This window comes from Amycolatopsis kentuckyensis (assembly GCF_002155975.1).
In the GTDB taxonomy this organism is placed as follows: Bacteria; Actinomycetota; Actinomycetes; order Mycobacteriales; family Pseudonocardiaceae; genus Amycolatopsis; species Amycolatopsis kentuckyensis.
In genome coordinates, this window is sequence record NZ_MUMI01000127.1 from 14,764 (window position 1) to 29,461 (window position 14,698).

The window sequence follows — 14,698 nt, forward strand, 5'->3', positions numbered from 1 at the left end:
CTCCCGAATTTTCTGAACCTCGGCTATGAAATCGCGGTGGGTTGTTGACGGCGCGGAAGGAACCCGCTTAAGTACTCCCCGTTACCCTTCACCCTTTCGTGCGTAGCGGGAGTTCCCATGCGTCTCTCGAAAGACGACTCCGTGCCGGCCGGGCTGGTCGTCGCCGTGTCGCCGCTGCGATGGCCGTCGGCGCGCGGGGTCGCCGCCGCCGAGCGCGGGGGCGGGCTCGGCGTGCTCGACCTGACCGCCGGGACTGCCGCGGCCGCGGAAGAGCTCGCGCTGCTCGGGGAATGGGGTGTCCCGGCGTTCGGGGTCCGGCTGGCGCGCCCGGCGGACCTGCCCGACGCCGTGACCACCGTGCTGCTGACCGAAGACGCCGGGTGCACGCCGCGGGACTTCCCGGGCCGTCGGGTGCTCGCCGAAGTCACCTCGCGCGCCGCGGCCGCCGCGGCCGTCGCCGCCGGTGCCCACGGCCTGATCGCCCGCGGGCACGAATGCGGCGGCCGGGTCGGGGAACTGAGCACCTTCGTGCTGCTGCAGGCCCTGCTCGGCGACGACACCCTCGGCGTCCCGGTGTGGGCGGCGGGCGGCATCGGCCCGCACACCGCCGCCGCGGCCGTCGCGGGCGGGGCGGCCGGCGTCGTCGTCGACACCCAGCTCGCCCTGCTGCCGGAAGCCGAACTGCCGTCGGCCCTGACCAGCGCCGTCACCGGCCTCGACGGCTCGGAGACGACCGTCGCCGACGGCGTCCGCGTCCTGGCCCGGCGCGGCATCGAGCCGCTCGAAGCGGGCCAGGACGTCTTCCTCGCCACCCGGTTCCGCGACCGCTGGGGCACCGTCACCGCCGCGGTGCGCGGCCTGGCCGGCGCCATCGGCGAGACGCTGCGCCTGCCGGACGCGGTGCTGGGTCCCGGCAGCGCGGGCAGCCGCGCGCTCGGCACGGCACTGCCGGTCGCGCAGGGACCGATGACCCGGGTCAGCGACCAGCCCGCCTTCGCGGCCGAGGTCGCCGCGGGCGGCGCGCTGCCGTTCATCGCACTGGCCCTGTCCGGCCCGGAGCAGACCCGCGACGTGCTGGAACGCACCCGCGCGGCGGTCGGCGACGCACCCTGGGGCGTCGGCGTCCTCGGGTTCGCCGCCGACGACGTCAAGGCCGCGCAGCTGGAGGTCATCCGCGAACTGCGGCCCACCCACGCGATCATCGCCGGCGGCCGTCCCGCACAGGCCGTGGCGCTGGAAGCGGCCGGCATCGCCACCTTCCTGCACGTGCCTTCGCCGGGCCTGCTGAAGCAGTTCCTCGAGGCGGGCGCCCGCAAGTTCGTCTTCGAAGGCTCGGAGTGCGGCGGGCACGTCGGCCCGCGCACCAGCTTCCCGTTGTGGGAGGCGCAGCTCGGTGTGCTCGCCGACTTCCTCGCGGCCACCCCGGCCGCGGCCGCGGACCTGCAGCTGCTGTTCGCCGGCGGCATCCACGACGAACGCTCGGCCGCGATGGTGGCCGCCCTCGCCGCCCCGGTGGCCACGCGCGGCGCGGCGATCGGCGTGCTGATGGGCACCGCCTACCTCTTCACCCGCGAGGCCGTCGACGCGGGCGCCGTCCTCCCGCTGTTCCAGCGCAGGCTTCTGGAAGCCGAGCGCACCGACCTCCTCGAGACCGCGCCGGGGCACGCCACCCGCTGCGTGCGCAGCCCGTTCACCGAGGAGTACACCGCGATCAAGGCGGACCTCGCCGAACGTGGCGTGCCCAGCCGTGACGCCTGGGAGCAGCTGGAAACGCTCAACGTCGGGCGGCTCCGCCTGGCGAGCAAGGGCATCGAGCGCGTCGGCGCCGAGCTGCGGGACGTCAGCGAAGACCGCCAGCTCGCCGAGGGCATGTTCATGGCGGGCGAGGTCGCCGTGCTGCGCTCGGCCGTCACCACGATCGCCGACCTGCACTCCGCGGTCGGCGAGGGCGCGAACGCGTTCCTGCGCGCGCGGGCCGCCGCCTTCGGCGGCACCGAGGCCGAACCGGGTGCGCCGGCGCCGCTGGACATCGCGATCGTCGGCATGGCCTGCATGTTCCCGCAGGCCCCCGACCTGGCCGCGTTCTGGGCGAACGTCCTGGCCGGCACCGACGCGGTGACCGAGGTGCCCCCGCAGCGCTGGGACACCTCGCTGTACTACGACCCCGAGGGACAGGGGGAGCGGACGCCGTCGCGCTGGGGCGGGTTCCTGCCCGAGATCGGCTTCGACCCGCTCGAGTACGGCATCCCGCCGTCGTCGCTGGCCAGCATCGAGCCCGTGCAGCTGCTGGCCCTGGAGGCCGCACACCGCGCGCTGGCCGACGCGGGGTACGCCGACCGCGCGTTCGACCGGGCCCGCACGTCGGTCGTCTTCGGCGCCGAAGCGGGCAGCGACCTGTCCAACGCGATGACCCTGCGGTCGGTGCTGCCGTCCTACCTGGGCGAACTTCCGGCCGAACTGGACGAACGGCTGCCGAAGATCACCGAGGACTCCTTCCCGGGCGTGCTCGCCAACGTCATCGCCGGGCGGATCGCCAACCGGCTCGACCTGGGCGGGGCCAACTACACCGTCGACGCCGCGTGCGCGTCCTCGCTGACCGCGGTCGACGTCGCCTGCAAGGAACTGACCGCCGGCACCAGCGACCTCGTCCTCTGCGGCGGCGCGGACCTGCACAACGGCATCAACGACTACCTCCTGTTCGCCTCGGCGCACGCGCTCTCGCCGACGGGGCGGTCCGCGACGTTCGACAGCGCGGCCGACGGTATCGCGCTCGGCGAAGGCGTCGCGTGCCTCGCCCTGAAGCGCCTCGCCGACGCCGAACGCGACGGCGACCGGGTCTACGCCGTGATCAAGGGCGTCGGCGCGGCTTCGGACGGCCGGGCGCTGGGGTTGACGGCGCCGCGGCCCGAGGGGCAGCACACCGCGCTGACCCGCGCCTACCGCAACGCCGGCGTCTCGCCCGCGCGCGTCGGGCTGGTCGAGGCGCACGGCACCGGCACCGTCGTCGGCGACCGCACCGAGCTGGGCACGTTGACGAAGGTGTTCACCGAGGCCGGCGCCGCGCCGGGCGCGTGCACGATCGGCTCGGTGAAATCCCAGATCGGGCACACCAAGTGCGCCGCGGGACTGGCCGGGCTGATCAAGGCCGCCATCTCCGTGCACACCGGCGTCAAACCGCCGACGCTGCACCTTTCGGCGCCGAACCCGGCCTGGGACCCGGCGACGAGCCCGTTCGTCTTCCAGTCGGCCGCACAGCCGTGGACCGCGCCACCGGCCGAGCGGCTCGCCGGGGTGAGCGCGTTCGGCTTCGGCGGCACCAACTTCCACGTGGTGCTCGCCGCCCACGACGGTGTCCCGCCCGCGCAAGCCGCGGACGAGTGGCCCGCGGAGCTGTTCACCTTCGCGACGGAGTCCGCGGCGCGGGAGCTGCTGGCCATGGCTTCGGAATCCCCTTCGCCGTGGCGGCTGCGGGATCTGGCGCTGGCGGCCGCCCAGCGGGCGCAGGGGCGCCCGGCGCGGCTCGCCGTCGTCGCGTCCACTGTGGACGAGCTGGCCGGACTGGTGCGGCAGGCGCTGGACGGGCACGACGCACCCGGGGTGTTCCGCGCGGACGACGCGGTGGCGGGCGAGGTCGCGGTGCTGTTCCCCGGGCAGGGCAGCCAGCGGCCGGGCATGTTCGCCGAACTGTTCGTCACCTTCCCCGAACTGCAGCGCTACCTGCGGCTCGACCCGGCGACGGCCGAGGTCGTCTTCGGCCCGGCGGTGTTCGGGGAAACGGCGCGGCGGGACTCCGTCGAGCGGGTCACCGACACCCGGGTCGCCCAGCCCGCGCTCGGGATGACCGGGCTGGCCGCGTCCCGGCTGCTGACCCGCGCCGGCGTGCGGCCCGCGATGCTGGGCGGGCACAGCTACGGCGAGCTGACAGCACTGGCCGCGGCGGGTGCACTGACCCCGGAAGCCCTGCTGCACGCCAGCCACGCGCGCGCGGCGGCGATCGTCGACGCGGTGCCGGCGGACGACCCGGGCGCGATGGCCGCGGTCTCGGCGGGGGCCGCGGAAACCGGGAAGGTCCTCGCCGACGCGGGACTCGGCGCCGTCGTCCTGGCCAACCACAATTCCCCCGAGCAGACGGTGATCTCCGGGCCCACCGCCGACGTCGAGGCGGCGGTCGGGCACCTGCGGGCCGCCGGGCTCGGCGCGAAGCGGATCCAGGTGGCGTGCGCGTTCCACAGTTCGCTGGTGGCACCGGCGGGAGAAGCGTTCGGCCGGGCCCTGGACGCGATCGGCGTCGTGCGGCCGGCGGTTCCGGTGTACGGGAACCGGACGGCCGGGCCCTACCCGGCCGCGCCGGACGCGATCCGCGAAGAGCTGGCCGCCCAGCTGGGCGCGCCGGTCCGGTTCGTGGAGCAGATCGAAGCGATGTACGTGGCCGGCGCGCGGGTGTTCGTCGAGGCCGGGCCCGGGGCCGTGCTGGCCAGGCAGGTCGCCGCCATCCTCGGCGACCGGCCGCACCGGACGGTCGGGTTCGAGCAGCCGGGCCGCCGCGGCCTGCCGGGCTTCCTGGGCGCGCTGGCGCAGCTGGCGGTGTCCGGGGTGACCATCGAGACGGGCTGGCTGTTCCGCGGCCGCGACGCGGTGGATGCGTCGGCTTCGCCGCGGCCGAAGCGTCCCGGGTGGACGGTCGACGGCCATCTCCTCCGCACGGCGGACGGCACGATCCCGGCCGGCGCCCTCCGCCCGGCGGAGCGGATCTCGTTCGGGCCGACGACAGCGGCGCCGGCGGCGGCCACCTCGGAGGCGATGGTCGCGGACTTCCTGCGCACGAGCCGCGAGATGATCGCCGCTCAGCGCGACGTGCTCCTGGGCTTCCTCGGCACGGACGCGCCCGTCCCGGTCGCGGCCCCGATCCCGGTCATCGAGCAGCCGGCGGTGGTGGTGCCGGTCGCGGCGCCGGCGCCGGTGGCCGGGGTGTCGGTGCTGGAGACCGTGGTGGCGGTGATCGGGGAGCGGACGGGGTATCCGGTGGAGATGATCGAGCCGGATCTCGATCTGGAAGCGGACCTGAGTGTGGATTCGATCAAGCGGGCGGAGATCGCGGGCGAGCTGGCGACGCGGCTGGGGCTCCCGGGCGGCGACGTGGAGGAGTTCGCGAAGGCCCGCACGGCGGCCGCGATCGCGGAGCTGATCGGCCCCGGACCGGCGCCGGCGCCGGTGGCCGCGGTGTCGGTGCTGGAGACCGTGGTGGCGGTGATCGGGGAGCGGACGGGGTATCCGGTGGAGATGATCGAGCCGGATCTCGATCTCGAGGCGGATCTGAGTGTGGATTCGATCAAGCGGGCGGAGATCGCGGGCGAGCTGGCCACCCGCCTGAACCTCGACACGGGCGGCGACGTCGAGGAACTGGCCAAGGCCCGCACGGCCGCGGCGATCGCCGAGCTCATCGACGGCACACGGCCGGACACCTTCGCCGCGCCTGCACCGCAGCGCTCGGCCGAACCTGCGCCGCTCGACTCGGCTGTGCCTGTGCCGCTCGACTCGGCCGCGCACCGAACCCCGGCCGCGCAAGAAACCCCGGCCGCGCAAGAAACCTCGGCCGCGCAAGAAACTCCGGCCGAGTCCACGCCGCTCATCGTGGCGCCGAAGCGTCTGGTCATGGCCGAGTTCGACCTCGGCCCCGCCCATGCTCCCGAGGTTGCCGGCCGGAACTTCCTCCTCCTCGGCCGCCGTGGACCGGTCGCCGAGGCCGTTCGGGCTCACCTTGCCGGGCTGGGTGCGTCCGCCGAGGTCGCCGACGATGTCCGCGCCGGGTTCGATGGGGTCTTCTTCCTGCCCGGGACCGCCCTCCCCGCCGCCTTCGGCCAGTACCAGGCCGCCCTCGCGACGCGGCCCGCCTGGCTGCTCACCGCCGGACCGGGCGCGGGCCTGCGCGGGTTCCACCGCAGCCTCGCCCGCGAATACCCCGAGACCCTCACCCGCGTGGTCGAGCTGTCCCCGGACGAAACGCCCGAAAACCAAGCCGCCGCGCTGGTCGGCGAGCTGTCCACAGAAGACAGAGAACCCGTCGTCGTCCGGGAAGGCCAGCGTCGCAAGGGCTTCCGGATGACCGAACAGGACCTCGGCCCGCTCGCCACCGGCGGCGCGGGACCCGCGAGCGACGGAGCCGCCGAAGCCGCCGCCATCGGGCTGACCCGGGACTCGGTCGTGCTGCTCGTCGGGGGCGCCAAGGGCATCACCGCCCGGTTCGCCACCACCCTCGCCACGGCCGTCCGGTGCCGGATCGAACTGCTCGGCCGGACACCCGTGCCCGCACACGAAGACGAATACCCGCACGCCAAGACGGCCAAGGACCTCCGCGCCGCGCTCATCGAAAAGGGACTGAAGAGCCCGGCCGAGATCGAACGGACCGTCCGCCGGATCCGGGGCGAACGCGAGGTCCGGCAGACCCTGGCCCAGCTCGAAGCCCTCGGCAGCCCGGCCCGCTACCAGTCGGTCGACATGCTCGACGCCGAAGCCGTGCACCGCGCCGTCAAGGAGATCCACGCCGAGCACGGCCGGCTCGACGGCATCGTCTACGCCGCCGGCGTCATCGAGGACAAGCTCGTCGCCGAGAAGACGCCGGAGTCGTTCGAGCGCGTCTACGGCACCAAGGTCGACGGCGCCCGCACCCTCCTCGAAGCGACCGCCGACCTGCCCGAAGAGCCCGCGTTCGTGGTCCTGTTCGGCAGCATCGCCGCCACCCTCGGCAACCGCGGCCAGTCCGACTACGCCGCCGCCAACGACGCCCTCGAAACGCTCGGCCGCCAGTGGCCCGCCGGGCGCGCGGTGACCGTCCACTGGGGACCGTGGGCCCCGACCGGCGAGCACGACGGCATGGTGACGCCCGAGCTGATGCGCGACTACGCCCGCCGCGGCATCGCGCTGATCGACCCGGAGGAAGGCACCCTCGGCCTGCTGCGCGAGCTCGCGTGGGGCCGTCCGGACACCGGCGCCGTCGTCCACACCGCCTCGGGCTGGTGACCGGCATGCGCGTGGCGATCGTCGGGATGTCGGTGCTGCTGCCCGGCGCCCCCGACCTGGCGAGCTACTGGCGCAACCTCGCCGGCGGCGTCGACGCGATCACCGAGGTGCCGCCCGGCAAGTGGGACCACGCGCACTACGCACCGGACGAGCAGCGCCGGGCCGACCGGGTCTACTGCCGGCGCGGCGGGTTCGTCGACGAACTCGCCGAAGTGGACGTCACCGGCTTCGGGATCATGCCGAACTCCGTGCCCGCCACCGAGCCCGACCAGCTGATCGCGCTGCGCGTCGCGGCGCAGGCCGTCGCGGACGCCGGTGGCCCGGACCGGCTGCCCGCCGATCGCGCGAAGGTCGGCGTCGTGCTCGGCCGCGGTGGGTACCTGACGCCGGGGCTGGTGCGGCTCGACCAGCGGGTCCGCACCGCGAGCCAGCTCGTCCGCACCCTCGGCGAGCTGCTGCCCGACCTGGATGCCGACCGGCTGGACGCCGTCCGCCAGGCCTTCACCGACCAGCTCGGCCCGGAGGCGCCCGAGTCCGCGATCGGGCTGGTGCCGAACCTGGCCGCGTCGCGGCTGGCCAACCGCCTCGACCTGCGCGGCCCGGCGTACACGGTGGACGCCGCGTGCGCGTCCTCGCTGATCGCCGTCGACCACGCCGTGCGGGAGCTGGCCACCGGCCGGTGCGACGTCGTGCTCGCCGGCGGGGTGCACCACTGCCACGACATCACCTTCTGGAGCGTGTTCACGCAGCTCGGCGCGCTGTCGCCGTCCGAGCGGATCCGGCCGTTCCACCGCGACGCCGACGGGGTGCTGATCGGCGAAGGCACCGGCATCGTCGTCCTCAAGCGCCTCGCGGACGCCCAGCGCGACGGCGACCGCGTCTACGCCGTGATCACCGGCACCGGCGTCGCCTCCGACGGGCGGACGGCGAGCCTGGCCAGCCCCGACTCCGGCGGCCAGGTCCGGGCCGTCCGCCAGGCGTGGGCCGCGGCCGGCCTCGACCCGGCCGCGCCGGACTCCATCGGCCTGCTGGAGGCGCACGGCACCGCGACCCCGGCCGGCGACGCTGCGGAACTCACCACGCTGAAAGAGGTCTTCGGGGCGCAGGGGAGTGCGGTGCTCGGCTCGGTCAAGTCGATGATCGGCCACACCATGCCCGCGGCCGGGATCGCCGGGCTCGTCAAGGCGGCCCTGGCCGTGCACCACGGCGTCCTCCTGCCCACCCTGCACTGCGACGACCCGCATCCGGAACTGGCCAGGACCCGCTTCGCCACTTTGGACACGGCCGAGCCGTGGGACGCGCCGGTCCGCCGCGCCGGGGTCAACGCGTTCGGCTTCGGCGGGATCAACGCCCACGTCGTCCTGGAACAGGCGCCGGGCCGGGCGAAGCCGGTCGTGGTGCGCGAGCCCGAGCGGGTGCTGCGGCTCGCCGCGCCGACCGTCGCCGCGCTGCGCGAGGCGTTCGACCGGCCCGGCCCGGCGGAAACCGGCGACGGCCCGGTCCGGCTCGGCATCGTCGACCCGACGGAGAAGCGGCTGGCCCTGGCCCGGAAGGTGCTGGCGCGGGGCCGGGCCTGGCGCGGCCGCAACGACGTGTGGTTCGCCGACCGCCCCCTGCTGGGACCGGGCGGCGGCAAGACCGCGTTCCTCTTCCCCGGCCTGGAGTCGGAGCTCACGCTGAACTGTGGCGACGTCGCCCGGCACTTCGGCCTGCCCTGGAAGCACGCGGACGTCGAGGTCGGCGACGTCGGGCGGCAGGGCGCGGCGGTGTTCGAACTGGGCCGGCTGCTGCACGCCGCCCTCGGCAGGCTGGGTGTCACGCCGGACGCCGTCGCCGCGATCGGCGCGCCCGCGGACCGCGTGCTCGAAGAACTGGCCGGGCGGGCCGACGTCGTCCTCTCCCACGACAACTCCCCGAACCAGGCCATGATCTGCGGCCCGGAAGCGGCCGTCGGCACGCTGGTGCAGCGGTTCCGCGACACCGGGATCGTGGCGCAGGTGCTGCCGTTCCGGTCCGGCTTCCACACCCCGATGCTGCGGCCCTACCTGGGCCCGATCCGCGAGGCGGCCGGGCGCTTCACCCTGCACCCGCCGGCCCTGCCGCTCTGGTCGGCGACCACGGTGGCCGAATACCCGGCGGCCGAGGCCGAGGTCCGCGAGCTGTTCGTCCGCCACCTGCTGCAGCCGGTCCGGTTCCGCCCGCTCGTGCGGGCGCTGCACGACGCCGGGTTCCGCGCGTTCGTCCAGCTGGGCGCCGGGCAGCTCGGCTCCCTGGTCGGCGACACCCTGCACGGCGAGGAGCACCTGGTCGTGGCGGCGCACTCGGCGCAGCGTCCCGGGCTCGCGCAGCTGCGCCGGGTCGCGACCGCGCTGTGGGCCGACGGTCTCGACGTCGACCTGGCCCGCCTGCCCGGCGAACGCCCGGCAGTGCCCAAGGCGGTCAAGCTCGACCTCGGCGGCCGCCTGATCTCCCTGGACGAGCAGGTCCGCGCGCGGATCGCGCTGCCGGCCGCCCGGAAGTCGACTGTGGACGACCTGGCCGCGAAGGGCCCGCTGGCCGCGGAGTTCGCCGCCCTGCTGGCCGACACCGCCGAGCTGGCGTCGACCGTGCTCGCCGGACCGGCGCGCCGCCTCCCGGCACCGCGGGAGCTCGACACCACGCTCACCGTGTCGCTCGAGACGATGCCGTACCTGCTCGACCACTGCTTCTTCAAGCAGCCACCCCAGGCCGACCCGGGCGACCGCTGGCCGGTCGTCCCGGCCACCACGGTGATCGACCACCTCATGCGGTTCGCCGAGCAGGCCGCACCCGGACGGCACGCGGTCGCCGTGCACGACGTCCGGCTCAGCCAGTGGATCACCGCGGTCCCGGCGGTCACCGTGCCGGTGCGGGTCCGGCCCCAGGGTCCCGGCCGGGTGCACGCCGCCATCGCCGGCTACTCGCAGGCCGTCGTCGAGCTCGCCCCCGAGCACCCGGCCGCCGCGCCCGCGCCGTGGCGGTTCCCGGCGTCGGCCGAGCAGGTGCCCGAGACCACGGCGGCGCAGCTGTACGACGAGCGCTGGATGTTCCACGGCCCGCGGTTCCAGGGCGTCACCGAGCTGACGGCCGTCGGCGAACGGCACGTGCGGGCCGTGCTGACCACGCCGGCCGCGCCCGGCGCGCTGCTCGACAACGTCGGCCAGGTGCTCGGCTACTGGATCATGTCCCGGCTGCCCGAACGGACCACCGTCTTCCCGGTCGCCATGCGCGAGATCCGGTTCCACGGCCCGCACCCGGCCCCGGGCGAGCGCCTGGAGTGCCTGGTCCGGATCACCGGGCTGACGGAGGAGTTCCTCGAAGCGGACATGCAGCTCGTCCACCACGGGCAGGTCTGGGCCGAGTTCACCGGCTGGCGCGACCGGCGGTTCGACAGCACCGCGCACATCCGGCAGGCCGACCGCACCCCCGAGCGTTCGACGCTGTCGCACGAGCAGGCCGGTGGCTGGGCGCTGGTGCACGAGCAGTGGCCCGACCTGGCCACCCGCGAGCTGATCATGCGCAACTACCTCGCCGGCCCCGAGCGCGACGCCTACGACCGCCGTCCGCCGCGCGGGCGCCGCCAGTGGCTGCTCGGCCGGATCGCGGCCAAGGACGCGGTCCGCCAGTTCCTCTGGGCGCGCGGCGAGCCCGAGATGTTCCCCGCCGAGCTCCGCATCGGCAACGACGAGGCCGGCCGGCCGTTCGCGACCGGCGCGTACGGCCGGGAGCTGCCGGCGGTGACGATTTCGGTGGCGCACCGCGCCGAAGCCGGGGTGTCGATCGCCCGCCACGGGCCCTGCGGCATCGACATCGAAGAGGTCGTCCCGCGCGCCGAGTCCACTGTGGAGGCCGCGCTCGGCCCGGGTGAGCTGGCCCTGTTCGCGAGCCTGCCCGGCGATCCGGAGCAGTGGTTCGCCCGGTTCTGGACGGCGAAGGAGGCGGTGGCGAAGCTGCGCGGCACCGGCCTGCGCGGCGAACCCCGGGATTTCGAGGTCGTCGCGGCCACCCCGGAAGAGCTGACCGTCCGCGTCGCGGGCCGCGAGTACCGCGTGTGCTGCGCCGACGTCCGGAACCCGCCCGGTGCGCCGCCGCGCCGCTACGTCGTCGCCTGGACCGAAGAGACGAAGGAGACTGCCGGATGAGCATCGAGACCACGGCCGCGAACGAGGTGACCGTGCTCGCCCAGCTGAGCGGCATGCTGCGGGAGCTGCTCGAGGAGTACGGGCTGGACGACGCGGAAATCACCATGGACACGACCTTCCACGACGACCTCGAACTGGAGAGCGTCGACCTGGTGGCCCTGTCCGGGCAGCTGCGCGAGCACTACGGCGACCGCGTCAACTTCGCGACCTTCATCGCCGAGCGCGAGCTGGACGAGATCATCGCGCTGACCGTCGGCGAGCTCGTCCGCTACATCGTCGCCTCCCTGCGGGCGACGGCGTGAGCCGGATCCGCGCGGGCGAGCTGGACGTGCACGTCCAGCGGCTCACCCCGGACGTCCCGCCGGACGCGGACGCGCCGATCGTGGTGTGCGTCCACGGCCTGCTCACCGACAGCCTGGCCAGCTACTACTTCACCCTCGGCCCGGCCTTCGCCGCGCGCGGGCTCGACGTGCTGATGTACGACCTGCGCGGGCACGGCCGGACGACCCGCCCGGCGTCCGGGTACCACCTGGAGCGGTTCGTCGACGACCTGGTCGCGGTCCTCGACGCGTGCGACGTCACCCGGCCGGTGCACGTCGTCGGCAACTCCTTCGGCGCTTCGGTCGCGTTCGGGCTGGCCGCAGCCCGGCCCGACCGGGTGGCCAGCGTGGTCGTGATCGAAGGCGAACCCCCGACCGAGGAGTGGACCCGGCACATGGCCGACGGGCTCGCCGACGCGAAGACCCGGCTGGCGATCGACGAGGTCATCGGCTGGATCGCCGACAACCACGGCGCGCACACCGCACGGCTGTCCAAGGCCGCCAACCGGATCCTGCAGACCACCACGATCGCCGAGGACATCCCGCGCAGCGCGACGATCGCGGCGGACCTGTCGGCGGTGCGCTGCCCGGTGTTCGCCATCTTCGGCGGCGACTCGGGGCTCTCGGAGCAGGTGCCGCACTTCGAGGCGCACCTGGACGGCTGCCGCTGTGTCGTGCTGCCCGACCAGGGACATTCGGTGCTCGTCGAGCGGACCGCGGAGGTCATCGAGCTGATCTCGGACTGGGTCCGCGACACCGCGCGGACGCGGACGCGGGTGCGGTAGTGGCCCGGTTCCTCTTCGTCGTCCCGCCCCTGGTCGGGCACGTCAACCCGGCCGTCGGCGTGGCGGCCGAGCTCACCGCGCGCGGCCACGAGGTCGCCTGGGCCGGCCACGGCGAACTGCTGTGGCAGCTGGCCGGCCCGGAGGCGCTCGTGTTCTCCTGCGCCGTACCGGACCTGGCCGTGCGCCCGGCCGAGCTGAAAGGCCCGGCCGCGCTGCGCTTCCTCTGGCAGGACTTCCTCGTTCCGCTGGCCGACGCGATGGCCCCCGGCGTGGCCGCGGCGCTCGAGGCCTTCGAGCCGCACGTCGTGGTCGCCGACCAGCAGGCACTGGCCGGCGGGCTGCTCGCCGAAGCCGCCGGCCTGCCGTGGGTCACCTCGGCGACCACGTCGGCCGAGCTCGTCGACCCCCTGGCCGGGATGCCGAAGGTCGGGGCGTGGGTCGGCACGCTGCTCGACGGCCTGCGCGAGCGGATCGCCGGCGGGCGGGGCACGGCGGACCCGCGGTTCTCACCCCACGGCGTCCTCGCCTTCACCACCCGCGAACTGCTCGGCGCGGCCGCCCTGCCACCGTCGGTCCGGCTCGTCGGGCCGGCTCTCGGCGCGCGGCCGTCCACAACGGACTTCCCGTGGGAGTGGCTCGACCCGCTGCGGCCGACCGTGCTGGTCTCCCTCGGCACCGCGAACACGTCCGCGGGCGCCGGGTTCCTGGCCGCGACGGCGGCGGCGTTCGCCGGGACGAGCGTGCGCGCGGTGATCGCCGACCCGGGCGGCGTGCTCGGCGACGTCCCGCCGAACGTCCTGGTCCGGCCGGCTGTCCCGCAGCTGGCGCTGCTGCCGCGGGTCGACGCGGTGCTGTGCCACGCGGGCCACAACACGGTCTGCGAAACGCTGTGGCACGGCCTGCCGCTGGTGGTGGCCCCGATCCGCGACGACCAGCCGATCGTGGCGGCCCAGGTGGTCGAGGCGGGCGCGGGTGTCCGGCTGCGGTTCGGCCGGGCGGACGCCCCTCGCATCGCGGCGGCGGTCGAGGAAGTCCTGACCGAACCGTCGTACCGCCGCGCGGCCGAGACGGTGGCGGCCTCGTTCCACGCGGCGGGCGGAAGCACCGCGGCCGCCGGGCACCTGGAACAGCTGGCGTTGGAGAGCCTGGCGCACCTGGCGCGCTGAAGCTCGTGATTTACAACGAAAAAAGACGCCGTTACCGTCGTTGGGATGACTGTTTCCGAGTGCCGTCCCGAGGACGTTCCCGAGCTCGTCGCGTCGGCCGCGGCCTTGTTCGCCGAGGACGGTGGGCACCACGATCCGTTCATGGACACGGGCTGGCCCGCCCGCGAAGGCGAGGCCTACTACGCGGGTCTCGTCCAGGATCCGGAGTGCCTGTGCCTGCTGGCCGGTGCGGGCGCCGGGCACCTCGTCGGGCGGTTGCGCCGGCCGGACCCGCTGCGGCCGGGCGCCGTGACGGCCGTGCTCGAGAGCATGCGCGTCGCCCCGGACCGCCGTCGCGAGGGTGTGGGCAGCGCGCTCGTGGACCGCTTTCTGGCCTGGGCCCGTGAACGCGGCGCGAACGAAATGACTGTGCAGGCGTACGCGCAGAACGCCAGTGCACTCGATTTCTACCGGGCGCACGGGTTCCGCCCGTTTCTGGTGTCCTTGACGCGCAGCTGAGCCGGTCCCGGGTCACACTGGAAGCCATGGGCTTCCTGGACGGGCGGGCCGTGGTGATCACCGGTGCCGGACGCGGGCTGGGGCGGGCGTTCGCCCGGCACTCGGCCGGGAACGGCGCCGCGGTCGTCGTCAACGACGTCGACGCGGAACCGGCCTGCGAGACGGTGGCCGCGATAGTGGCCGACGGCGGCACGGCCGTGGCGAGCGTCGGCTCGGTGGCCGACCCGGCCTACGCCCGGTCGCTGATCAGCCTGTGCTGCACGGAGTTCGGGGCGCTGGACGGGCTCGTCAACAACGCCGCCGTCAGCTACCACGCGCCGCCGTGGGAGGACGACGACGCCGAGCGGGCCCGCGCGCTGGTCGAGACCAACGTGCTCGGCCCGTTCCACTGTGGCACCGCGGCCGCGAAGGTCATGTGCGCCCAGGGGCGCGGCGTCATCGTCAACGTGACGTCGGGGTCCATGATCGGCCAGCGCCGCGCCGCCGCCTACTCGGCGTCGAAGGGCGCGGTCGCGTCGATGACCTACTCGTGGGCCGGGGACCTGGCGGAGCACGGCGTGCGCGTCAACGCCGTCAGCCCGATCGCCTGGACGCGGCTGATGGCCGCCGACCCGAACGGGAACCCGGCCGCACCACCGCCCGAACGGGTGGCACCACTGGTGACCTACCTGCTCAGCGACCTCTCGGCCGGCGTCACCGGCCAGGTGCTGCGGCTCGCCGACGGGCACCTGCACGCCGTCCGCCAGCCCGCG

At 74.8% G+C, this 14,698-nt stretch carries 7 protein-coding genes; all 7 read left to right on the top strand.

The window, feature by feature from the left end; genetic code table 11:
* The first annotated feature begins 117 nt into the window (after positions 1-117).
* Positions 118-7,017 (top strand): type I polyketide synthase, encoded by a 6,900-nt coding sequence (locus tag CCN39_RS13955; RefSeq protein WP_086842080.1) that lies wholly within the window; start codon positions 118-120, stop codon positions 7,015-7,017.
* A gap of 5 nt (positions 7,018-7,022) precedes the next feature.
* Positions 7,023-11,177 carry a type I polyketide synthase gene (locus tag CCN39_RS13960; protein ID WP_086842094.1) on the top strand — a complete coding sequence of 1,385 codons (4,155 nt, stop codon included), beginning with the start codon at positions 7,023-7,025 and terminating at the stop codon, positions 11,175-11,177.
* Complete coding sequence (locus CCN39_RS13965) at positions 11,174-11,479, top strand: acyl carrier protein (protein ID WP_086842082.1); 306 nt, start codon at positions 11,174-11,176, stop codon at positions 11,477-11,479. The genes CCN39_RS13960 and CCN39_RS13965 overlap by 4 nt, the downstream gene beginning before the upstream one ends.
* On the top strand, positions 11,476-12,282 hold the full coding sequence (locus CCN39_RS13970; protein WP_086842084.1) for an alpha/beta fold hydrolase: 807 nt from the start codon (positions 11,476-11,478) through the stop codon (positions 12,280-12,282). Before CCN39_RS13965 ends, CCN39_RS13970 begins: the two co-directional genes overlap by 4 nt.
* A complete protein-coding gene (locus CCN39_RS13975; RefSeq protein WP_086842086.1) occupies positions 12,282-13,448 on the top strand; it encodes a glycosyltransferase in 1,167 nt (388 codons plus the stop codon). Before CCN39_RS13970 ends, CCN39_RS13975 begins: the two co-directional genes overlap by 1 nt.
* Before the next feature lie 45 nt (positions 13,449-13,493).
* A complete protein-coding gene (locus tag CCN39_RS13980) occupies positions 13,494-13,946 on the top strand; it encodes a GNAT family N-acetyltransferase (RefSeq protein ID WP_086842088.1) in 453 nt (150 codons plus the stop codon).
* Positions 13,947-13,972: 26 nt separating this feature from the next.
* Positions 13,973-14,698 (top strand): SDR family NAD(P)-dependent oxidoreductase (locus tag CCN39_RS13985; RefSeq protein ID WP_086842089.1); only part of this gene is annotated, 726 nt, incomplete at its 3' end.